Annotated in this window: 19 protein-coding genes and 1 other RNA gene; 2 read left to right on the top strand and 18 right to left on the bottom strand. The window is 69.7% G+C overall.

From position 1 onward, the window contains the following. Nucleotides 1–3: 3 nt before the first annotated feature. The 9 genes from ABZ208_RS00100 to ABZ208_RS00060 all read right to left on the bottom strand — a co-directional run bounded on the left by ABZ208_RS00100 (nt 4) and on the right by ABZ208_RS00060 (nt 10,261). The gene (locus tag ABZ208_RS00100) at nt 4–828 is read right to left on the bottom strand and encodes a zf-HC2 domain-containing protein (protein WP_356907294.1); all 825 of its coding nucleotides are present in this window, start codon (nt 826–828) and stop codon (nt 4–6) included. Continuing rightward, on the bottom strand, nt 825–1,409 hold the full coding sequence (locus ABZ208_RS00095; RefSeq protein ID WP_328405850.1) for a sigma-70 family RNA polymerase sigma factor: 585 nt from the start codon (nt 1,407–1,409) through the stop codon (nt 825–827). Before ABZ208_RS00095 ends, ABZ208_RS00100 begins: the two co-directional genes overlap by 4 nt. Before the next feature lie 118 nt (nt 1,410–1,527). Next, nucleotides 1,528–2,160: a CGNR zinc finger domain-containing protein gene (locus ABZ208_RS00090; protein WP_356907293.1), complete on the bottom strand. Its 633-nt coding sequence runs from the start codon at nt 2,158–2,160 to the stop codon at nt 1,528–1,530. Nucleotides 2,161–2,369: 209 nt separating this feature from the next. Continuing rightward, nucleotides 2,370–3,515, bottom strand: coding sequence for a uroporphyrinogen-III synthase (locus tag ABZ208_RS00085; protein WP_356907292.1), 1,146 nt, complete (start codon nt 3,513–3,515; stop codon nt 2,370–2,372). 102 nt (nt 3,516–3,617) lie between these two features. Continuing rightward, nucleotides 3,618–4,970 carry a nitrate/nitrite transporter gene (locus tag ABZ208_RS00080; protein ID WP_356907291.1) on the bottom strand — a complete coding sequence of 451 codons (1,353 nt, stop codon included), beginning with the start codon at nt 4,968–4,970 and terminating at the stop codon, nt 3,618–3,620. A gap of 105 nt (nt 4,971–5,075) precedes the next feature. Next, entirely contained in the window at nt 5,076–6,296 is a 1,221-nt protein-coding gene (locus ABZ208_RS00075) for an acyltransferase (RefSeq protein ID WP_356907290.1), read from the bottom strand. Beyond that, a complete protein-coding gene (locus ABZ208_RS00070; protein ID WP_356907500.1) occupies nt 6,293–8,416 on the bottom strand; it encodes a glycosyltransferase in 2,124 nt (707 codons plus the stop codon). Before ABZ208_RS00070 ends, ABZ208_RS00075 begins: the two co-directional genes overlap by 4 nt. Nucleotides 8,417–8,485: 69 nt before the next feature. Beyond that, nucleotides 8,486–9,151, bottom strand: a complete 666-nt coding sequence (locus tag ABZ208_RS00065) for a hypothetical protein (protein WP_356907289.1) — start codon at nt 9,149–9,151, stop codon at nt 8,486–8,488. Between the two features lie 144 nt (nt 9,152–9,295). Beyond that, the gene (locus tag ABZ208_RS00060; protein WP_356907288.1) at nt 9,296–10,261 is read right to left on the bottom strand and encodes a LysR family transcriptional regulator; all 966 of its coding nucleotides are present in this window, start codon (nt 10,259–10,261) and stop codon (nt 9,296–9,298) included. 82 nt (nt 10,262–10,343) lie between these two features. Here ABZ208_RS00060 and ABZ208_RS00055 point away from each other — a divergent pair, with 82 nt between their 5' ends. Next, nucleotides 10,344–11,750 (top strand): MFS transporter, encoded by a 1,407-nt coding sequence (locus ABZ208_RS00055; protein ID WP_356907287.1) that lies wholly within the window; start codon nt 10,344–10,346, stop codon nt 11,748–11,750. A 26-nt stretch (nt 11,751–11,776) separates the two neighbouring features. Here the strand turns inward: ABZ208_RS00055 and ssrA are convergent. From ssrA to ftsE, 5 genes are all read right to left on the bottom strand, one after another. After that, nucleotides 11,777–12,171: a transfer-messenger RNA gene (ssrA, locus tag ABZ208_RS00050) on the bottom strand. An 88-nt stretch (nt 12,172–12,259) separates the two neighbouring features. Then, the gene (gene smpB / locus ABZ208_RS00045) at nt 12,260–12,739 is read right to left on the bottom strand and encodes an SsrA-binding protein SmpB (RefSeq protein WP_328400035.1); all 480 of its coding nucleotides are present in this window, start codon (nt 12,737–12,739) and stop codon (nt 12,260–12,262) included. Between the two features lie 34 nt (nt 12,740–12,773). Continuing rightward, nucleotides 12,774–13,931, bottom strand: coding sequence for a S41 family peptidase (locus ABZ208_RS00040; RefSeq protein WP_356907286.1), 1,158 nt, complete (start codon nt 13,929–13,931; stop codon nt 12,774–12,776). Nucleotides 13,932–13,998: 67 nt separating this feature from the next. Then, a complete protein-coding gene (gene ftsX, locus ABZ208_RS00035; protein ID WP_356907285.1) occupies nt 13,999–14,916 on the bottom strand; it encodes a permease-like cell division protein FtsX in 918 nt (305 codons plus the stop codon). A 32-nt stretch (nt 14,917–14,948) separates the two neighbouring features. Beyond that, nucleotides 14,949–15,638 (bottom strand): cell division ATP-binding protein FtsE, encoded by a 690-nt coding sequence (ftsE, locus tag ABZ208_RS00030; RefSeq protein ID WP_328400029.1) that lies wholly within the window; start codon nt 15,636–15,638, stop codon nt 14,949–14,951. A 248-nt stretch (nt 15,639–15,886) separates the two neighbouring features. Here ftsE and ABZ208_RS00025 point away from each other — a divergent pair, with 248 nt between their 5' ends. After that, nucleotides 15,887–16,081, top strand: a complete 195-nt coding sequence (locus tag ABZ208_RS00025) for a hypothetical protein (RefSeq protein WP_328400027.1) — start codon at nt 15,887–15,889, stop codon at nt 16,079–16,081. A gap of 76 nt (nt 16,082–16,157) precedes the next feature. Here the strand turns inward: ABZ208_RS00025 and ABZ208_RS00020 are convergent, their stop codons facing one another. The 4 genes from ABZ208_RS00020 to ABZ208_RS00005 all read right to left on the bottom strand — a co-directional run bounded on the left by ABZ208_RS00020 (nt 16,158) and on the right by ABZ208_RS00005 (nt 21,337). Next, a complete protein-coding gene (locus ABZ208_RS00020) occupies nt 16,158–16,832 on the bottom strand; it encodes a hypothetical protein (protein WP_356907284.1) in 675 nt (224 codons plus the stop codon). Between the two features lie 270 nt (nt 16,833–17,102). Further along, on the bottom strand, nt 17,103–18,209 hold the full coding sequence (gene prfB, locus ABZ208_RS00015; protein WP_356907283.1) for a peptide chain release factor 2: 1,107 nt from the start codon (nt 18,207–18,209) through the stop codon (nt 17,103–17,105). A gap of 61 nt (nt 18,210–18,270) precedes the next feature. Beyond that, nucleotides 18,271–19,545, bottom strand: a complete 1,275-nt coding sequence (locus ABZ208_RS00010; RefSeq protein WP_356907282.1) for a serine/threonine-protein kinase — start codon at nt 19,543–19,545, stop codon at nt 18,271–18,273. Between the two features lie 139 nt (nt 19,546–19,684). Continuing rightward, on the bottom strand, nt 19,685–21,337 hold the full coding sequence (locus ABZ208_RS00005) for a serine/threonine-protein kinase (RefSeq protein WP_356907281.1): 1,653 nt from the start codon (nt 21,335–21,337) through the stop codon (nt 19,685–19,687). Between the last annotated feature and the right edge of the window lie 75 nt (nt 21,338–21,412).

The following is a 21,412-nucleotide window of genomic DNA, read 5'->3' as shown; positions in this document are numbered from 1 at the left end:
CTGTCAGGCGTCGACCTCCACCAGTCGCTCGCCGTCGAAGGTCCGAATCTCGAAGTGATCGATGTCGTCGCGGTCCATCGCGGCTCCGCCGTGCACGTACAGCGGCTTTCTCCCGGCCTCTTCAGGGCTGTCCGGGATGCCGTATCCCCACTTGGGTACCGACCAGGAGGTGACAACCTCCTCCTCGCCGGTGTTGGAGACGGCGATGAGGTTGCACTTCAGAGGACCCTTGACGCCCTTCAGCTGCAGGACCGCGTGGGTGCCATACGGCTTCCTCTCCATGCCGACGACCGCATTGACCTTGGTCGTCGCGTCCGTGGCCTGCACCTTCTCCTCCATGTGGTTGAAGAAGGCGTCCTCGGCGGGGCTGGTGGGGTGCGGGTCGGGGGCCGCCTGGTTGCTGCCCGCGTCGTTCCCCGTGGCCATGACCGCGGCGGTCGGGCCGCCGATGATCAGTGCGGCCGCCGCCGCGACCAGGTACATCCCGCGCCGGCGCTTCTGCGCACGCTTCGCGGCCACCTCGTTCAGGAGCCCGCCGAGCAGCTTGGGGCTGGGCGGGGAGGGAACCACGGGCACAGGCCGTGTCGGTGGCGGTGCCGAGCGCATGCCGGGGAGGTTGTAGACATTGCTCTGCGGCGGCGCGGGGGCGGGTGCCTCGGCCAGCATCGCCAGCATCGGCTCGATTCCGGAGAACTCCTCGAGGTGGGCGGCGCAGATGTCGCAGCCCGCCAGATGCGCCTCGAAGGCGGAGGCGTCCGCTTCGTCGAGCACGCCGAGCACATATGCGCCGACGGCGTCGTGCACGGACTCCTGCTCATACATGGTCATGCCGAGACCCCCCTTTCCTCCAGAGCGAGCTTCATGGAACGGAGCGCATAAAACACCCGGGACCGCACGGTCCCGCTGGGTATGCCGAGTGTCTCGGCCGCCTCATTGACCGTGCGCCCCTTGAAGTACGTCTCGACAAGGACTTCCCTGTGGGCGGGCGTCAAATCATCGAGCGCATCCGATAGCGTCATCAGCCACAACGCCTTGTCGATCTCGTCCTCCGCGGGCATGACCTCAAGCGGCGACGGATCGACCTCCTGCGGCCGGGCCTGCCGGCTGCGGTGACCGTCGATGACGATGCGCCGGGCGACCGTCACCAGCCAGGGTCGGACAGAGCCGGTCGCACGGTTGAGCTGGCCGGCATTCTTCCAGGCACGGATGAGCGTCTCCTGTACGACGTCTTCCGCGCGCTGGCGATCGCCGGCAACAAGACGCAGTACATAGGCGAGCAACGGTCCGGCATGTTCGCGATAGAGGGCACGCATCAACTCCTCGTCGGGCATGGAGGTGTCGCGTGCCTTGTCGTTGCGATGGCGGGCCCGTTGCGGACGGTCATCGGCCACGGCGGCATCCTTGCGCACCTGAACCTCCCGGTCGAGACCTTGTTTTTCGGCTGGCTGCTTGTCCCCCTTCACTACGGGGGCCGCGAAGGGTTCACTCAACGCCGGCCAAAAAAGTTTCAAGATCTTTTTCGAGGCCTCAGGCCCCTGCTGCGGCGGCAGTTCGCCGTCGGTGCCGGGCCACGCGTTCCCGATTGCCGCATACCTCACTCGAGCACCAACGGCGCCTGCGCCCACGGGATGTGTCCAAATACACACGGCGGCAGTTGTCTCCTTCGCACTGCCGCAGCCGTGAACGGTCCGCCGGATCGGTCAGCAGCTCCACGGCGTCCCGCGCGACAGCGGCGAGCAGTGCACCGCAATCGGGCGCCGTGCACAGGGCCCTGACCAGCGCGCCGTGCTGGTCCCGTACGGCTCTGATGCGGGGCGGCGGCCCGGCCGCGATGGTGTTGACCCGCTCCAGCGCGGACTCCGCGCTCCGGCCGTCGAGTTCGGCGCGCACCAGCTGGGCCACGCAGTCGCGCAGTTCGACGAAGCGGCTCACCCAGACTCCGTCGACACAGCCGAGCCGGGTGCCCTCCGGGACCAGTCCGGCCCCGATCAGCCAGTGCTCCAACCGCCCGGTGTCCGCGAGTGGTTCCTGTGCGGCGGCGGGCGGCCGGGGGAACTCCGGTGAGGTCGCCACGAGATCCAGGCAGATCCGCCCGGAGCCGAACCGCCACTCTCCCCCTCGCTGCACTGGGGGGATCCCCACACCCGAGCCCGCTGTCATGCGCCTGTCACCGCCTTGTGGGTCACCGCCGCTGTCCCCCACCAGAGTGCCCGTCGGCGGGTGCGGCCGGAACCCCTCCTCGGGCCACACCCTGTCTTTACCGGCCGTCCTGCCGGTCGAACGACGGCTGGGCGGCGGGTGGTGACGCCTGCGCTGTGTCCTCGTGGCCCCGCGCGCTGCTGCGGGCGCTCCAGCGGCGAGGAAACCGCTCAGGCGTCGGCGTACTTGGTGTCGGCCGCCGGGTCGAGCGCCAGGCGGTACCCCCGCTTGACCACGGTCTGGATCAGCTTCGGCGCTCCGAGTGCCGTACGCAGCCGGGCCATCGCGGTCTCGACGGCGTGCTCGTCCCTGCCGGCGCCGGGCAGCGCGCGCAGCAGGTCGGGGCGGGAGACGACCCAGCCGGGCCGCTCGGACAGGGCACGCAGCAGGGCCATTCCGGCGGGCGGGACGGTTCGCAGGTCGTCGTCGATCAGGACGGCATGACCTCGGATCTCGATCCGGTGACCGGCGACCGGAAGCGTACGGGCGCGGGCCGGCAGCTCGATGCCGATCAGCTGGACGAGCGGGCCGAGCCGGAATCGCTCCGGCTGGACGGTGGTGACCCCGGCCGCCTGGAGCGGCACGGCGGTGACCGGCCCCACGCAGGCCGCGAGCACATGGTGCCCGAGTGCGTCGAGCAGCAGCGGCAGCAGTCCGCGGTCTGCGGCGCGCGAGAGCAGCGAGACGGCGGCCGGTGCACTGGTGAAGGTGATGGCGTCCAGGCTCCGGGACACGACCGCGTCCAGCATCCGGTCCAGCGGGGCGATGTCCTGCGGCGCCATCCAGCGGTAGACGGGTACGAGGACGACATCGGCGCCCCCGGCCCGCAGCGCCTCCACGAATCCGGGCAGCGGCTCGCCGTGCAGCTGGAGCGCGATACGCCGGCCGGCCACGCCCTGCCCGAGCAGCCGGTCCAGCACCTCGGCCATGGACTCCGATGCCGGGGACCACTCCTCGGTGAGCCCTGCGGCGCGGATCGCCCCCTTCACCTTCGGGCCTCGGGCCAGCAGCTCCACACCGCGCAGCCGGCTCAGCAGCTCCTCGCCGAAGCCCCATCCGTCGGCGGCCTCGACCCAGCCGCGAAAGCCGATGGCAGTGGTGGCGACCACCACATCAGGGGCGTGGTCGATCAACTCCTTGGTGGCGGCGAGGAGTTCGGCATCGTCGGCGAGCGGGACGATACGCAGTGCGGGCGCGTGCAGCACAGCCGCACCACGCCGCCGCAGCAGTGCGCCGAGCTCGTCGGCGCGACGGGCGGCGGTGACGCCGACGGTGAAGCCGGTGAGAGGGCCGTGCGGATGGCCGTGGTCGTGCATGTCGTCGTCCCCACCTGGATGCCAATGGGCGACCGAGCCTGTCAAAGGTGCGTGACAGGCCCGGATCGCTCATATTTCCCTGTCGTTACGTACTCCGCCCGGTCACACCCGGGCGAGCCCGAGCTGCGGCTCCGTCTCGGTCTCCGCCGTGCGGACGGGCACCACGACCGGCCGGCGAAGGTATACCGCCCAGGTCACGACCGTGCACACTGCGTAGAAGGCCAGGAAGGAGACGAAGGCGGCGGTGCCGGTGCCCGCCGTCAGGAAGGACTGACGGAAGGCGAGGTTGATGGCGAGACCGCCGATCGCGCCGACGGCTCCGATCAGGCCCATCGAGGCGCCCGACAGCCGGCGGCCGTAGGCGTCGGCCTCTTCACCGGTCATGCCCTTGGCGAGCGCCTTGTTCTGGAAGATGCCGGGGATCATCTTGTACGTGGAGCCGTTGCCGAGGCCGGTGAGCACGAACAGGGAGATGAAGCCGACGAGGAAGACCGGCAGGGACTTCTGGACCGAGGCGGCGATGACGACACTCGTCGCACCGGCCATGGCGATGAAGTTCCACAGGGTGATGCGGGCGCCGCCGAAGCGGTCGGCGAGCGATCCGCCGACAGGCCGGATCAGCGAGCCGAGCAGCGGGCCGATGAAAGTGAGCGAGGCGGCCTGCAGCGGGGTGCGGCCGAACTGGGTCTGCAGCACCAGGCCGAAGGCGAAGCTGTAGCCGATGAACGAGCCGAAGGTGCCGATGTAGAGGAAGGCCATGATCCACGTGTGGGCGTCCTTCACGGCCTCCTTCGCGGCACCGGTGTCGTTCTTGACCGGCGCGAGGTTGTCCATGAACAGTGCGGCGCACAGAGCGGCGATCACGATCAGCGGGATGTAGACAGCCAGCACGAGCCGCGGCTGGGCGGCACCGGCGGTGCCGATGACCAGCAGGGACACCAGCTGGATGACCGGGACGCCGATGTTGCCGCCGCCCGCGTTGAGCCCGAGGGCCCAGCCCTTCTTGCGCAGCGGGAAGAAGGCGTTGATGTTCGTCATGGACGACGCGAAGTTTCCGCCGCCGACGCCGGCGAGGGCGGCCACCGCCAGGAACGTGTTGTACGAGGTGCCGGGCTCCATCACCGCGTATGCCGCGCCGGCCGGCAGCAGCAGGAGCAGCGCGCTGAAAATGGTCCAGTTCCGGCCGCCGAACTTCGCGACGGCGAAGGTGTACGGGACCCGGATCAATGCGCCGACCAGCGTCGCGGTCGCGATCAGGAAGAACTTCCCGGCCGGGTCGATGCCGTACTCGGGTCCCATGAACAGGACCATCACGGAAAACAGGGTCCAGATCGAGAAGCCGATGTGCTCACTGAGCACGGAGAAGGCAAGATTGCGCCTGGCGATCCGCTCCCCCTTCTCCTTCCAGAACGTCTCGTTCTCGGGGTCCCACTCTTCGATCCATCGGCCTGCCATGACGCGCCTCCACCTTTGTCCGGTCGTGGAAGAGACGATATGGACGGCTCGTTTCAACGCGGTGGCGGGAGGTGACCGGTGCGAAACCTTGCTCTCACCCGGCGCTCAGCTCCGCTGTGAGCGCCTGCGTCCCCGGGAGGCCCCGTTCGGCCACAGCCGCGGGCTGCGCTTGGCGGCCACGTCCTCCAGCCAGCCCACGGCGACGATCATCAGCCCTATCAGCGGCCAGACGACGATCAGCATCAGGATCGGGTAGATGCTCTCCAGGAAGCCCGAGTACGTCGGCCAGACGCCCGGTATCCGCCAGAGCAGGTCGATGATCGGTATCGTCGCCATGATCAGCAGGTTGTGCCACAGGTAGATGGTCACCGCGCGGTTGTTGGCGAGGGTGACCAGCTTGTCGAAGCGCGCGAGCCGGCCGGGCAGTTGCTGCCAGGACGGGGAGTACGTCAGCAGGATCACGCAGAAGCCGAACGACCAGGTCGCCTGGGCCAGCGGGATGTCGTTGAGGTCCCAGCCGTCGGCCGTCAGATGCCCCGACGCCCACCACAGACCGAACGCCATGATCAGCGCTGACACGGAGATCGAGACATAGCGGGGAATCGTGGCCAGCAGGCCTTGCTGGTGGGCGAAGCCCAGCACCCAGCAGGAGCCGTAGCAGGCGAAGTCGGTGATCGCGTTGCCGGTCTCGCCGGGGATCGTGAAGAGCCCCGAACCGACGATCGCGGTGAGGCCGAGCGGCGCGAGCAGCGTCATCCACGGCACCTTCTTGAACGCCCACAGCAGCAGCGGCGAGGCGATCACGAACCACAGATACGCGCGGATGTACCACAGCGGACCCACTGCCTGGACGGCCCAGGTGTCCTCCAGCAGCCCGGACTTGTCACCGCTGTGCCAGGGGTAGGGCGGCGCACCGACCGGGACGATGTACCAGGCGAGCTTGATGAACCACCAGATGCCTTCTTCCTTCAACGGCTTCCAGCCGAAGTAGAAGATCACTGGCACGACCAGCGCGGCGAAAGCCCACGTCGGCGGCAGCAGGCGGCGGACACGCCCCCGGATGACACCCCACGCGGGTCGCGACAGCGAACGCGCCATCAGCGAGCCCGCCAGCGCGAACATCACGCCCATGGAAGGGAAGACGATCGTCAGCCAGGCCCAGCCGAATATGTGGTAGACGACGACCCGCACCAGCGCGATGGAGCGCAGCAGATCGAGATAGCGGTCCCGCCCCGGGCGCCTGGCCGCGGCCGCGGTCCCCTTCTGTGCCGCGGTGTGTACCGCCGCCCCGGGCTCGCCGCCGCCGGCGATCGAATGCGTGGTCATGCGACAGGCCTCCGCTCGTCACCGCGCTGCCGCTGGCTCGGCACGCCGCCGGGCGCCTCCACCACACCCGTGCGGCGCAGCTTCTGCCAGCGCAGCCGGCCTCCGGTGAGCGCGGTGATCCAGGACTGCAGCAGCACCACGTACATGAGCTGCCGGTAGAGGAGCTGCTGAAGTGGCAGCGTGATCAGGTGTGTCATGCGTTCGCCGTCGAGCCGGAAGGCGTACGCGGCGCAGACGGCCTGGATGGCGAGAACGCCGAGCCAGGCAAGGATCGTGTTCCCGGTGGGTCCGAAGACCAGGCCGTACAGCAGGAAGACGTCGATCAAGGGGGCGAGCAGCGGGAAGAGCACCATGAACAGCGAGACCATCGGCAGTCCGACCCGGCCGAAGCGCCCCGAGGGACCGCGATCGAGCAGAGCACCGCGGTGCTTCCAGATCGCCTGCATGGTGCCGTAGCTCCAGCGATAGCGCTGCGACCACAGCTGCTGGACGGACTCGGGGGCCTCGGTCCAGGCTCGGGCCCGCTCCGCGTACACCACCCGCCAGCCGTCGCGGTGGATGGCCATGGTGATGTCGGTGTCCTCGGCGAGGGTGTCCTCGCTCATGCCGCCGACGCGCTCCAGCGCCTGGCGGCGGAAGGCGCCGACCGCACCGGGGATGGTCGGCATGCAGTTCAGTACGTCGTACATGCGCCGGTCGAGATTGAATCCCATGACGTACTCGATGTGCTGCCATGCGCCGATCAGGCTGTCGCGGTTGCCGACCTTGGCGTTGCCCGCGACCGCGCCCACACGCGGGTCGGCGAAGGGCTGGACGAGTTCGCCGACGGTCGCCGGCTCGAAGACGGTGTCGCCGTCCATCATCACGACGATGTCGTGACGGGCGTGGCGGATGCCGTTGTTGAGCGCCGCGGGCTTGCCGCCGTTGGGCTGCCGCACGACGCGGACATTGGGCAGCCACATCTCCTCGACGATGTCGGCGGTCCCGTCGGACGAGCCGTCGTCGATGACGATGACCTCGATGGGATGCTCGCTCGCCATCAGCGAGTTCACCGTGTTGGCGATGCATTCGCGCTCGTTGTACGCGGGGACCAGCACGGTCACCGGGCGGGTCACCCGGGGGCCCCAGCTGAATTCCCTCCTGCGCACCTTGCGGGCGTGCGCGAAGGAGAGCACCAGCATCAGGCCGAAGCGGACGAAGACGAGCACACCGATCAGGGCGAGGCCGACGACCAGGATCTCCGTGGTGCTCTCGGAGACGGCGACGGCGGCGACGAACGCCTTGCCCTTCCACAGCTCGAATCCTTCGACCTGGGTGTGGGCGGTGGGTGCGCCGAGCGCCTCGGTCAGATTGGTGAAGGTGTACCCGCGCTCCTTCATCTGGGGCAGGAGTCGGTCGAGGGCCGCGACGGTCTGCGAGCGGTCGCCGCCGGAGTCGTGCATCAGCACGATCGAGCCCTTGGTGCCCTTGGGGGTCGCGCGTTTGATGATCGCGTCGGCGCCGGGGCGCTTCCAGTCCTCGGAGTCGGTGTTGTTGAAGGCGGTGATGTAGCCGCGGCTGCCGATGTACTGGGTGACCGGCCAGGACTCGTTGTCCACGGCGTCGGAGAACGAGGAGTACGGCGGGCGGAACAGGGACGTGCGGATCCCCGCCGCGCCGGCGATCGCCAGCTGGTTCTGCGACAGCTCCCAGTCGATGCGGTCGGTGGACTGGTAGGAGAGATCGGGGTGGTTGAACGTGTGCAGCCCGACCTCGTGGCCCTCCCGGACCATCCGTTCCACCAGCTCGGGGTGGCGCGAGGTCATGGTGCCGGTGACGAAGAAGACGGCGTGTGCGTCGTACTCCTTCAGCTTGTCGAGGACCTTCGGCGTCCACTTCGGGTCCGGCCCGTCGTCGAAGGTGAGCACGAGGCGGCGGTCGGGGACGCTCAGCGCCTTGGGCGCATGGGGGTCCCGGGCGTCGATGACCGGCCCGCCCTCCAGGACCTCCTGGGGAACCCGGTCGGAGGCGGCGGGCGGCCGTACCCGGTGGTCGGCGAGGATCTCGCTGTGCACGTAGCCGCGCAGCATCAGCATGGCGAGCAGCGCGACGAGGGTGAAGCACGGCAGCAGGTAGCGCATGGGCAGTCTGCGGCGCACGACGCGCCTGGGCTTCCGCCGGTGCGGAGCCCTGGAAGCGGGAGGGGTCATCTACGGTGCGCCTTCTTGCACGGGTGGATCGGTCGGGTCGCCGCTCGGGGCATCGGACGGGGACGGGTCGGGCGCGCTGGACTCCGGGCCGGGGTCACTGCTGCCGGGGGCGGGCGAACTGGCGGCCGGGCGTGGCGGCTTGGGTCCGCCGGTGGGCTTGGCCGGCGCGGAGCCCGAGGCGCCGGGAACAGGCACCGCGGGCAGCGAACTGGAGCCGGACGCGCTGCCGGAGGGCTGCGGCAGGGCGGCACCGCTGGAGTCGCTGGGAGTGGGAGCGCCGGGGGTGCTGCCGGGCGTGGCCGCACCGGACGCACGGTCGGTGGGGGCGGGCTGGATCTCGACCTGTTCGGCCTGCTTGTCCTCCGCCCGGCCGAGGCCGGGCAGGAAGGGGGCAGCGGAGTTGCCGCTCATCAGGGCGGCGACGAGCGTGATCGCGTAGCAGGCGCAGGCGGCGACCAGCAGCCAGCCGATACGCCGGAACTTCTTGCTGCGGCGGCCGCTCTCGTCGACGAAGACCGGACCGTCCGAGCCGTCCTGCACGGCCCCGGGCTGCCGGCTGTTGGGCCGCAGGCCGAGTCCGCTCAGCTGAACAGTGACCTCGTGCCGCTCATGTGTGACACCGGTACCGGCGTCTTCTTGCCATTTCTCCACGGACTGCTCGCACATCCCCCCATAGGCCCGGTCTGGGTACGCCCCACGACGGACCGGTTCTGCACACCGGGCCCCCACCCAGCCTCCACAGAACCTCTACCTCATTCACTCACCCGGGTGATGAATGTAGCGCACCCCAGTGGGCGGTGAGCCGCTGTCTCACTCCTTGTCACACATCAGGGACATATCACGTTCCGGCAACCATCCGGCCGGATCCCTTTTCAGCCAGCGTTCATGTGCTGCGAGTTCGGCGGCGGCACGGCGCAGGGCGTCCAGGCCGGGGTGCCGCAGCCCCTTGCGCCAGACCAGGGAGACCGGCGACAGCGGCACCGGGTCGACGAGCGGCCGGAGCTCGATGCCGGGTATTTCCGGAAAGTCCACCACCGCGAGGACGGGGGTGCGGTCCTTGGCCATCACACGCTGGAACTCCTCGATTCCGATGGCCAGGGGGGCGGGTGGTGCGATCGTGATCCCGCGCCCGGCGAAGAGCAGCCGTGCCAGCTCGGTCCACTCCACCGTCCGCGGATTGCCTGCCCCTGCATATACGGTCCCGCCCGCGAGCGCGTTCAACGGGACGCGCTCCAGTCCGGCGAGCGGATGGCCGGCGGGCAGCAGGACGGCCATCGGCTCGAGCCGTACGGGCTGCTGGGACAGGAGCGCCTGCACCGAGGGCTCGAGACCGGCGAACCGTCCGAAGGACACGTCGAGCCGGCCGGCCACGATCTCGGCCGCGGCGAAGGTCAGTCCGCTCTCGTACCGGGCCATCAGCTCGCACTCGGGAGCGAGTTCACGGGCCCGTGCCAGCACCCGACCCGACGTCATTCCCGCGGTGTTGAGGTCGACCAGCAGCGGCCGCGCGGCCCCGGAAGCGGCGGCGAACAGCTCGTCCTGGGCCGTGAGCACCCGCCGCGCGTACGGCAGCAGCCGCTCGCCGTCGGCGGTGAGGATCACCTGCCGGGTCGTCCGTACGAACAAGTCGACGCCGAGCTCCCGCTCGAGGCGCCGGATGTCACGGCTGAGGGCCTGCTGGGCGACGTAGAGACGGGCGGCGGCCCGGGTGAAGTGCAGATCGTCGGCGACAGCGGTGAAGGATCGGAGCAGCCTGGGGTCGAGGTCGTGGGGCACGGGGCATTTAACAACACAGGTGCGTGAATGGCCACTGATCGGGTGTTGGACGAGCGCCCGGCCGGGCGGTGAGGCTTGGTCCATGCCGCATTCGCCCGGGTCCGAGGGGACCTGCCAGACAGCCCTGCCCACCGACGCCCCTGCGGCACCCCGACCCGGTTCACGCCTCGAAAGCACCGACCACGGCGGGAAGGAAGGGACTGCGCCGGAAACGGGAGCAGCCGGTGCACCCGGCGCCGTACCGCCCGCGCCAGGGCCCGAGCGGCCGAGCGCCGGGACACCCAGCGGCAACTCGGGTCGCAGGCCCGCCACTCGGGTCCGCAGCGACACGGCGCTCGGCCCCTACCGGCGGCTGTTCGCCGCGCCGGGGGCACGGGCCTTCACCCTCGGCAATCTCATCGCCCGGCTTCCCATGGGGATGTTCAGCGTCAGCGCCGTGATCATGATCGCCGGGTCCCGTGGGTCGTACGCCCTCGCCGGAGCGGTCACCGCGACCGGGCTCGGCGCCACCGCGCTGGTCGCGCCGTGGACCGCGCGGCTCGTCGACCGGTACGGGCAGGCGCGTGTCGCCGTGCCCGCCACCGCTCTCGCCGTCCTCGGCTCCCTCGCACTGCTGCTGTGCATACGTGTCGGCGCACCCGACTGGACCCTGTTCGCCGCCTACGCCGCGACCGCCACCACCCCCAACAGCGGCGGTATGTCCCGGGCCCGCTGGGCTCATCTCCACCAGGGCGACCCGGCCGCCCTGCACACCGCGAACTCCTTCGAGCAGGCCGCCGACGAGCTGTGCTTCATGCTCGGCCCGGTGCTCGCCGCGTTCCTGTGCTCGGCGCTCTTCCCGGAGGCCGGCACCCTGACCGGCGCGATCCTTCTGTTCACGGGCGTGCTGATCTTCGCCGCCCAGCGCTCGACCGAGCCGCCCGTCGCACCCCGTACCGTCGCCGGCTCGCCACTGCGTGCACCGGGCATGCCGGCCCTGCTCATCGTCTTCCTGGCCACCGGCGCGGTCTTCGGATCGATGGAGGTCGTGACGATCGCCTTCGCCGACGGACCGGCGGCGGGCGCGGTGCTCGCCCTCCAGGCGGCCGGTTCGTGCGCCGCCGGACTGGTGTACGGCCGGACCCGCCGCGCGGCCGGTCTTGTCACCTGCCTCGCCGCGATGACCGCCCTGATGTCGCTGCCCCTGCTGGCCGCCGCCGGCACCGGCTCGCTCGCCGCCGTCGCGGTGGGCCTGCTGCTCGCCGGCATGGCGACGGCTCCGACGATGGTGACCGGGATGACCCTGGTCCAGCGCCGGACCCCGCCGAGTCAGCTGAACGAGGGCATGACCCTGGCCGTCACCGCACTGCTCGGCGGGATCGCGGCGGGCTCGGCGGCAGGCGGCTGGACTGTCGAGCATGTGAGCCCCGCCGCCGGCTACGCGGTTCCGGTCTGCGCCGCCGCCCTCGCGCTGGTACTGGCAGGGACGACAAAGGCCCGGCTGTCGTGACAGCCGGGCCCAGGTCCACATGGGATGAGTGGAGATGGCGGGAATCGAACCCGCGTCCAACGGTGCAGAAACAGGGCTTCTCCGTGTGCAGTCCGCTGCGCTTTTCTCAGCCCCGGAGATCACGCGGACAAGTCTCCGACGGGCTCAGTCACTGTTTGATTTCCCTCCGGACCCCGTGACCGGGTCTAGAGGTTTAGTTCCCTAGTTGACGCCAGGAACCGGGTCGGGAACAGCCCCGGGCTGACGCTCCATGAGTGAAGGTTCGTCTCTACTGCTTATCAGGCAGCGAGGGCGAAGGCTTCGGAGTTATCGCGCTTGGAATTGGCGATTATTGGTTGCGACATATGGTTAACGAGATCATTGCCGCTTCCTCGACACGCTTCCCCTGCTTCGACATCCGCTGTCGAAACCGATCATCCCCATGTTGAGTTTTCAAGCCGTGCCCCCCGGGAGGGGCGGGTGCCATCGTACGTGACCAAGGCACGCGGATGCCACCGTATTCCCGGGCGTCAGGCCCGCTGCTTCCGCCGGACCGCCGACATCGCCCGGTCCGCCTCGCGCCGGTCCTGCTTCTCGCGCAGCGTCTGGCGCTTGTCGTACTCCTTCTTGCCCTTCGCCAGGGCGATCTCGACCTTTGCCCGGCCGTCCTTGAAGTACAGGGCCAGGGGCACGATCGTGTGACCCGTCTCCTGGGACTTCGACTCGAGCTTGTCGATCTCCTCGCGGTGCAGCAGCAGCTTCCGCTTGCGCCGCGCGCTGTGGTTGGTCCACGTGCCCTGGCTGTACTCCGGCACGTGCACGTTGTGCAGCCACGCCTCGTGGCCGTCGATCTGGACGAACCCGTCCGCCAGTGAGGCCCGCCCCTGGCGCAGGGACTTCACCTCGGTACCCATCAGCACGAGACCGCACTCGTAGGTGTCGATGATGTGGTAGTCGTGCCGCGCCTTCTTGTTCTGCGCGATCAGCTTGCGCCCTGTTTCCTTTGCCATAGTGCCGTCATTTTCGCACTGTGGCGCAACTTCTTTAAGACGTGCCCCCGAGGCCGCTCAATACCGTCTGTGCCCTCTGTTCGGCGCCTTCGCTCGCGACCAGGTCAGGTGTGATGCCCCGGCCGTCGACGCTGTGACCCGCCGGAGTGCGGTAGTGACCCACGGTCAGTTCCGCGACCGAACCGTCGGGCAGCGGGCTGGGCATCTGGACCGAGCCCTTGCCGAAGGTGCGCGAGCCGACGGTGACGGCCCTGCCCCGGTCCTTGAGGGCCCCGGTGACCAGCTCGGCCGCGCTCATGGTCCCCGCGTCGACGAGGGCGACGACGGGTCTGTCGGTGTCACCGCCGGGGTCCGCGTACAGCGCCTGCTGCTCGCCGCGTACGTCATAGGTGGCGACCAGTCCGCCGTCCAGGAACGCGGAGGCGGCGATGACGGCCTCCGAGACCAGCCCTCCGGCGTTGCCCCGCAGGTCGAGCAGGACGCCGGCGCCGGACGGGGCCCCGCGCACCGCGTCGCGTACCCGGGCGCCCGAGCCCTTGGTGAACGAGGCGACCTTGATCATGACCGCCCCGTCCCTGAGCCGCCGGACCGTGACGGTCTCGGTGCTCAGCCGGGTGCGGGTCAGCCGCTCGGTCCACTCGCGCCCGTCGCGTTCCAGACCCAGCTCCACGGTGGTGCGCTCGCCCCCGCGCAGCAGTGCCACGACCTCGGTCACCGGGCGTCTGGCCACCTCACGGCCGTCGATCGTACGGAGCCGGTCCCCGACGCGGATCCCGGCCCGGTCGGCCGGGCCGCCGGGCTGGACCTTGGCCACCTCCACCAGGCCGCCGCCGGCGCGTCTGGCCCCCAGGCCGACGCCCGTGTACTGACCGTCGAGGGCCTTCTCGAACTCTTCGTACTCGCCCTTGTCGTACACCGCGCTCCAGCGGTCACCGCTGCGGCTGACGACCTCCTCGGCGGCTTCCGACGGCGACTTGCCGTCGGCCATCGCCTCGGCGGCCGCGCGCTCCACATCCTCGCGGGCGACGGTCGCGCCTGCGGCGCGGGCGTCGATGCGGCGGTGCGATTCACCGTCGTCGCGCGGCAGACAGTCGGTCGCCGCCGCTGTGGCGAGCACGGTCGCGAAGACCAACGTCAGGACCGCCCCGCGGCGAATGCCGCGGGACCCGGTACTGAACTCGGGGTCCGGCATGGCGCCGAGTCTAGGACAAGCAAAGGGCGCCGTACGGTCGTTGGCCGTACGGCCCCCAGGGCGCTTGTCACACCTTGAGATACTTGCGCAATGCGATGAATGCGGCCACAGCGGGCATCAGAAGCCCGATCGCCAGCACCAGAGGCAACTTGGTGATCACGGCGTCCCAGCCGATGAAGTTGACCAACTGCATCTTCTCGGAAAGCGCCAGACCGCCGTCGATCAGGAAGTACCGGCCGAGCAACAGCATCACGCAGGCGACCGCGCCGCCCAGCAGCCCCGCGAAGGCGGCCTCCATGATGAACGGCATCTGGATGTAGAAGCTGGACGCGCCGACCAGCCGCATGATGCCGGTCTCACGCCGACGGCTGAACGCCGAGACACGCACGGTGTTGACGATCAGCATCAGCGCAATGATCAGCATCAGGGCCATCACGAAGATCGCGGCGACGTTCATGCCGTTCATGAGCTCGAAGAGGTTCTCCAGGATGTTGCGCTGATCCTGGACCGACTGGACGCCGTCCCGCCCGGCGAAGGCGGTCGCCACCACCTTGTACTTCTCCGGGTCGTCGAGCTTGACCCGGTACGACTCCTGCATCTGGTCCGGGGTGATGGTGGAGGCGATCGGAGTGTCGCCGTACTGCTCCCGGTAGTGCTTGTAGGCCTGTTCGGCCGACTCGTGATGGACCGTGTCGACGATGTCCATCTTCTCGAGATCGGCTTCGATCTGTTCCTTCTGCTCCGTGGTGACGGCCCCCTTGGCGCACTGGGGGGAGGTCGCCGCGTCGTTCTTGTTGCACAGGAAGATCGAGACGTTGACCTTGTCGTACCAGAAGTCCTTCATCGTGCTGACCTGCTCACGCATGAGCAGCGCACCGCCGAACAGGGCGAGCGAGAGGGCTACGGAGACGATCACCGCGAAGGTCATCGTGAGATTGCGACGGAGACCGACACCGATCTCCGACATCACGAACTGGGCGCGCATGGCGTGCTGTCAGCCTTTCAGTCTGTCCGGGCTCAGTGCTGGTAGCCGTAGACGCCGCGGGCCTGGTCGCGGACGAGACGGCCCTTCTCGAGCTCGATGACGCGCTTGCGCATCTGGTCGACGATGTTCTGGTCGTGGGTCGCCATGATCACGGTCGTACCGGTGCGGTTGATCCGGTCGAGCAGCTTCATGATGCCGACGGACGTCTGGGGGTCGAGGTTTCCGGTCGGCTCGTCGGCGATCAGCAGCATGGGGCGGTTGACGAAGGCCCGTGCGATCGCGACGCGCTGCTGCTCACCACCGGAGAGCTCACCGGGCATCCGGTCCTCCTTGCCGCCGAGACCGACGAGGTCGAGGACCTGGGGCACGGCCTTGCGGATCTCGCCGCGCGGCTTGCCGATGACCTCCTGGGCGAAGGCCACATTCTCGGCGACGGTCTTGTTGGGCAGCAGGCGGAAGTCCTGGAAGACCGTGCCCAACTGGCGGCGCATGTGCGGCACCTTCCAGTTGGACAGCCTGGCCAGGTCCTTGCCGAGGACATGGACCATGCCCTGGCTGGCGCGCTCCTCGCGCAGCACCAGACGCAGGAAGGTCGACTTGCCGGAACCGGACGAGCCCACGAGGAAGACGAACTCGCCCTTCTCGATGTCGAGGGAGACGTCACGCAGGGCAGGTCGGTTCTGCCTGGGATAGGTCTTGGAGACGTTGTCGAATCGGATCACGGGTGCACCACGGTCGGCCGGGAGTAGGTGTGCGTGACCTTACGCGAACCCGGCTCGCGCGTGCAGGCGGCGTCCTGTGTTGCGTCATTTGTCCGTTTCGGAAACGGGGGTAATCCGACGGGGCGCGCCGAAAAGCGCGCGAGCTGGCACAGTGGTAGGGGAACAGTCGCGTTTCCCCGGGCGTTGCCCGGGGAGAAATGCGCCTACGGTCCGCGCCTGCGGCTCCGGCGCGCGGGAGAGGAGAGCGCATGACCTATGACCGATTGGTATGCGCCAACTGCGCGGCACCCGTCGCCGAAGGTCGCTGCCCGGTCTGCCGGGCGAATCGTGAGCGGCTGCAGCAGGAGGGTCCGTTCGGCGGGCTGAGCCCCGTGGCGCTGCTGACCCTGCTGGTGCTGCTGATAGCGGCGCTGGCCCTGGTGGCGGCGCACCAGACCGCGTAGCACGTACACCGCACGAGAGTGCGGCAAAGGCCCGGAGTGCCTGGCACTCCGGGCCTTTTGTCACGCGCTGTGACGATCAGGCGACGGTGCGCCCACCGCCGACGAGACGCGGCAGCATACGGAAGCCGATGCCACCGGCGATCATCGTCGCGGCGCCGATGAGCAGGAACGTGGTCTCGGCGGCGCCGGTCTCAGCCAGCTCCTCCTTGGCCTCGCCCTGCTCGACCGGCTGGGAGCCGGCGTTGTCGGTGTCGGTGTTGTCGGCGCACTCGGCGCCGTCGGCGTCGACGGTGCAGCCGGCGCCGCCATCGGCGTCGTTGTCGTTACCGCCGCCGTTGCCGTTGCCGTTGCCGCCGCCGTTACCGTTACCGCCGCCGTTGCCGTTGCCCGGCTCATCGGTGGGGTCCGGGTCCTCGGTCGGGTCCGGGTCCTCGGTCGGGTCCGGGTCCTGGGTCGGAGTCGGGTCCACGGTCGGAGTCGGGTCCGGGTCGACCGTCGGGGTCGGGTCCACGGTCGGAGTCGGGTCCGGAATCACCGTGGGGTCCACGGTCGGCTCCACGGTCGGGTCCTCGTTGATACCGAGGCCGACGTCGATGCCCTTGTTGTTGGCGTTCGCCTTGGCCTCGAGCGGGCCCACGTTGACCCCGATGCCCACGGCACTCGCGGCACCCGCGGCGGTCAGCGACGCGCCTGCGGCGATCACTGCGCCGGCGGCTATTCGCGCGACACGGACCCGCGTCTTCTTTGTCATCTGGCTGCTACCCCCAGTAGCTGATCTCGTCATTGGAGCAGCGTCCGGAGCAGCGGTCCCAGAGGTCCATTCACCGCGCCTCTGTACACACGCGCCCCAGCAATACGCATGCCGGGCGCCAGCTTTCCGGGTTGACGGATAAGCGTCAAGCTCGTTGCGTCTGCGATGTCCGATATGGCGCCAGTTGCCTGACCTGCGGGGATGCAACTGTGACAGAAAAGGGAACTGCCGCCCTACAGGCGGCAGTTCCCTTGTCGACAAGGCGACCCGTTACTTCTCCTGCTGCTTGCGCCAGCGAATCCCGGCCTCCAGGAAGCCGTCGATCTCGCCGTCAAGTACCGCCTGGGGGTTACCCACTTCGAACTCCGTACGCAGGTCCTTGACCATCTGGTACGGGTGCAGAACGTACGAACGCATCTGGTTGCCCCAGGAGTTGCCGCCGTCGCCCTTGAGGGCGTCCATCTTGGCCTGCTCCTCCTGACGGCGGCGCTCGAGCAGCTTCGCCTGCAGGACGTTCATCGCGCTCGCCTTGTTCTGGATCTGGGAGCGCTCGTTCTGGCAGGAGACGACGATGCCGGTCGGGATGTGCGTGATGCGCACCGCGGAGTCGGTGGTGTTGACGCCCTGGCCGCCGGGGCCGGAGGCGCGGTACACGTCGACGCGCAGCTCGGTCTCGTCGATCTCGACGTGGTCGGACTGCTCGACGACCGGGAGCACCTCGACGCCGGCGAAGGAGGTCTGGCGGCGGCCCTGGTTGTCGAAGGGCGAGATACGCACCAGACGGTGCGTACCCTGCTCGACGGAGAGGGTGCCGTAGGCGTAAGGAGCCTTGACGACGAAGGTGGTCGACTTGATGCCGGCCTCTTCCGCGTACGAGGTCTCGTAGATCTCGGTGCCGTAGTTGTGCCGCTCGGCCCAGCGCAGATACATGCGCTGCAACTGCTCGGCGAAGTCGGCCGCGTCGACGCCGCCGGCCTCGGCACGGATGTTGACCAGCGCCTCGCGCTCGTCGTACTCGCCGGAAAGAAGCGTGCGGACTTCCATCTCGTCCAGCGCCTTCTTCACCGACACGAGCTCGGCCTCGGCCTCGGCACGGGTGTCCAGGTCGTCCTCGGCCTCGGCGAGCTCGAAGAGCACTTCGAGGTCGTCGATACGGCCGCGCAGCGCCTCCGCCTTGCGGACCTCGGCCTGCAGGTGCGAAAGCTTGCTGGTGATCTTCTGCGCCGCCTCCGGGTCGTCCCACAGGGACGGTGCCGCGGCCTGCTCCTCGAGCACGGCAATGTCTGCCCTCAGCCTCTCGAGGTCCAGGACGGCCTCGATCGACCCCATGGTCGAGGAGAGGGACTTCAGCTCTTCGGATACATCGACGACTGCCACGGGTCCAGCGTAACGGCTGAGTGGGGAAGACCGTGCTGGTCCTGTTCCGGCGACCGTACGGCTACGGCTCGGAAGGAGCCGACTGCTTGGAGTCACGGGGAGGCGTCTCGGTGTCGTCACCGCCCGTGGCCAGCCAGCCGCCCACGCCGACCACCGCCGCCACCGCGACCGCCGCGACACCCAGCGTGATGCGCCGCTTGCGCAGAGCATCCGCGCGGTGGCGGGCCGAGCCGGGGCGGCGCTGGCCGGGGGTGCGAGGCGCGCGGGCCGTGCCGTGGGCGCCGCCCGCGAGCTCGTCCGGCGCCGGGACGCGCATGGAGGTGTGGGTGTCCCTGTTGGAGTCCGCCGGGGCCGAGCCGGGGACCAGCGGGACCACACCGCGGCGGCGCGGCCCGCCACCGGGAGCGGCCGGGGCGATGTCCTCGTACGGCTCGGCCGGCGCCTCGGCGTCGGGCTCGTCGACGTCCAGCGGCGGCATGCCCGCAAGCAGCGGCAGCACGTCGTGCAGCCGGGCCGCCAGCTCCGAGGCGCGCAGCCGGGACGCGGGGGCCTTCGCCAGGCACTGGACGATCAGCTGCCACAGCTCGTCGGGGATGCCCGGCAGCGGGACGACGGTCTCGGTCACATGGCGGCGCAGCACCGCGCCGGGGTGGCCGCCGCCGAAGGGCGTGAAGCCGGCCAGGAGTTCGTACAGGACCGTGGCCAGCGCATAGATGTCGACGGCCGCACGCGGCGGCAGGCCTTCGACGATCTCGGGCGCGATGTAGTCGGGCGTGCCGATGATCCCCGAAGGGCCGGGCGCCGCGCCCGAAGCGGGGCGCAGCGCCTTGGTGCGGCGCGGGGTGTCGATCAGCTTGGCGACGCCGAAGTCGGTGAGCAGCGCGGGGTGGGACCCGGCGGGACCGAGCGGGCCCTCCATGTCCAACAGGATGTTCTCCGGCTTGACGTCCCGGTGGACGACCCCGGCCGCGTGGGCGGCCGCGAGACCGTCGGCGACATCCGCGATGATCGCGACGGCCGCCTCGGGGGCGAGCCGGCGCTCGCGGTCGAGGCGGGTGCGCAGGTCGGTGCCGCGTACGAGATCCATGACCAGGGCCAGGTCGTTGCCGTCGACGACGAGGTCGCGGACGCCGACGACACGGGGGTGGTCGAGCCCGAGCAGGGCGGTGCGCTCCTGGACGAAGCGCCCGACGAGCTCCTGGTCGGACGCCAGGTCCTCGCGCAACAGCTTGATGGCGACAGGCCCTTCGGGCCCCTCACCGAGCCACACCGTGCCGGCGCTGCCCCGCCCCAGGATCTGATGAGCCGTGTAACGGCTGCCGATGTTCCGTGCCAAGACTGCTCCCTCAGGCTGGCGTTGCCCCCCATAACGTACGCGGGCATCGGGGAGCTGTGTGCCCCGGATGGCGCCAACCTTCACTTCCGCAGGGTGATTCACCCTGCAGAAGTCGACAAATCAACAGAGTTACTCCGGGTTACGGCTTGCCGTTGCCGATTTCATCAGCGGTCTTCTCGGCCTCACCGAGCTTGGAGATCCAATCGGAGACCTTCTCGATGCCGTCACCGATCGCCTCCCAGTAGCTCTTGCCCTCGGCGATCCAGCCCTGGAGCGGGGTGAGCTCCCAGATGAGCCAGCCCGCGACGAAGAACAGCACCACCATGACCAGACAGCCCTTGAGGCAGCCCAGCCCGGGGATGCGCACCGGGTTGGCGCTGCGCTGACGGGGCTGGCGCGGCGCCGGCTGCTGGGGCGGCGGCTGCGGGGGCGCGTACTGCTGTTGCTGCGGCGGCGCGTACGCCTGAGGCTGCGGGCGCTGCGGCTGCTGGTACCGGGGCTGCGGCGCCGGAGCGGGCGCGTACGGCTGCGGCTGCGGACGCTGCGGAGGCCGCTGCTGCGGCGACTGCGGCGGGCGCTGCGCCTGGCGCTGCGGGCGACGGCGCAGCGGGTCCTGGTTCGGGTCCAGGTACTGCACCTGCGTCTGCTCGTTGCGGTCGCGCGCCGCCTGCAGCTGCGACTGCCAGGGGTGCGGGTCCTCGGGGCGCGGCTGACCGGGCGGTACGGGCGGCATCATCGCGGTCGGGTCGGCACCGCCACCTGGCCGGCCGGTCTGCGGCAGCACGCTGGTCGCGGCGGCCGGGTCGTACGCGCCCGCGTTGCTGGGCAGGACCTGAGTGGCATCCGCAGCGCCGGGGGCCTGGGGGACCGCGGCCGGCGAGGGGTCGGGGGCGAGCAGGGCGGCGACCCCGAGAGCCGCCTCGACCTGCGCGCTGGAGGAGTGCACGCCGATGCCCGCCGCGACCGTGCGCAGGCCACGGGCGAGGTTCTCGGCGCTGGGCCGCTCGGAGGGCTCCTTGCGCAGACAGCGCTCTATGACCGTCCACAGCGGCTCGGGGACGGTGGTGGGCCTGCGGGGCTCCTCGCTCAGGTGCCGGTGCAGCACTTCGAGCGCCGTGCCGCCCGCGAACGGGGGCCGCCCGGTGACCAGCTCGTACAGCAGGATGCCCGCGCCGTAGATGTCCACCGCGGAGGTCTGCGGGCGGCCCTCGGCGGACTCGGGCGCAACATATGCCGGGGTTCCGACGAACTCGTGCGTCCGGGTCAGGCCCGGGGAGTCCGCGAGGCGGGCGATGCCGAAGTCGGTCAGCATCGGGTGCATCTGACCGTCGGCGTCCGTCTTGAGCAGGACGTTCGCGGGCTTCAGATCGCGGTGGACCACGCCGTCGGCGTGGCTGGCCGCGAGCGCGTCCGCGATCTGCGCGGTCATCAGCGAGGCGGCGACCGGGGTGAGCGGACCGTTGTCCCGCAGATAGTGGTGAAGATCGGGGCCGTCGACCAGGTCCATGACGAGGGCGAGGAGATCGCCCTCGACCACGAGGTCGCGCGTGCGCACGATGTTCGGGTGGGTGAGGCGGAGCAGGACGGAGCGCTCCCGCAGGAAGCGCATGACCACATCCGCGTCGTTCGCGAGCTCCTCCTTGAGGACCTTGATCGCGACGGTCTCGCCGGGCTGGCCCGCCACGGCCGCCTCGGCGCCCGCGGTCTGGTTCTGGCGGGCACGCCAGACGGTGCCCGTGGCGCCGCGCCCGAGCGGCTCCTCGAGCAGGTACTTGCTGCCTACCGGCCGCACGGCGTTTCCCCAATCATTGCGTTGACCTGCTGTTTCGACCCTACAGAGTTTGTCAGAACGGTTGTACAGCGCTCA

The sequence above is a fragment of the Streptomyces sp. NPDC006208 genome (assembly GCF_040613775.1).
Taxonomy (GTDB): Bacteria; Actinomycetota; Actinomycetes; order Streptomycetales; family Streptomycetaceae; genus Streptomyces.
This window is presented reverse-complemented; position numbering and strand designations above follow the sequence as displayed.

Coding starts and splice junctions, on each gene's coding strand:
- ABZ208_RS00100 (WP_356907294.1), bottom strand. CDS start 828: ATGACCATGTATGAGCAGGAGTCCGTGCACGACGCCGTCGGCGCATAT.
- ABZ208_RS00090 (WP_356907293.1), bottom strand. CDS start 2,160: ATGACAGCGGGCTCGGGTGTGGGGATCCCCCCAGTGCAGCGAGGGGGA.
- ABZ208_RS00085 (WP_356907292.1), bottom strand. CDS start 3,515: ATGCACGACCACGGCCATCCGCACGGCCCTCTCACCGGCTTCACCGTC.
- ABZ208_RS00080 (WP_356907291.1), bottom strand. CDS start 4,970: ATGGCAGGCCGATGGATCGAAGAGTGGGACCCCGAGAACGAGACGTTC.
- ABZ208_RS00075 (WP_356907290.1), bottom strand. CDS start 6,296: ATGACCACGCATTCGATCGCCGGCGGCGGCGAGCCCGGGGCGGCGGTA.
- ABZ208_RS00070 (WP_356907500.1), bottom strand. CDS start 8,416: ATGCGCTACCTGCTGCCGTGCTTCACCCTCGTCGCGCTGCTCGCCATG.
- ABZ208_RS00065 (WP_356907289.1), bottom strand. CDS start 9,151: ATGTGCGAGCAGTCCGTGGAGAAATGGCAAGAAGACGCCGGTACCGGT.
- ABZ208_RS00055 (WP_356907287.1), top strand. CDS start 10,344: ATGCCGCATTCGCCCGGGTCCGAGGGGACCTGCCAGACAGCCCTGCCC.
- smpB (WP_328400035.1), bottom strand. CDS start 12,739: ATGGCAAAGGAAACAGGGCGCAAGCTGATCGCGCAGAACAAGAAGGCG.
- ABZ208_RS00040 (WP_356907286.1), bottom strand. CDS start 13,931: ATGCCGGACCCCGAGTTCAGTACCGGGTCCCGCGGCATTCGCCGCGGG.
- ftsX (WP_356907285.1), bottom strand. CDS start 14,916: ATGCGCGCCCAGTTCGTGATGTCGGAGATCGGTGTCGGTCTCCGTCGC.
- ABZ208_RS00025 (WP_328400027.1), top strand. CDS start 15,887: ATGACCTATGACCGATTGGTATGCGCCAACTGCGCGGCACCCGTCGCC.
- ABZ208_RS00020 (WP_356907284.1), bottom strand. CDS start 16,832: ATGACAAAGAAGACGCGGGTCCGTGTCGCGCGAATAGCCGCCGGCGCA.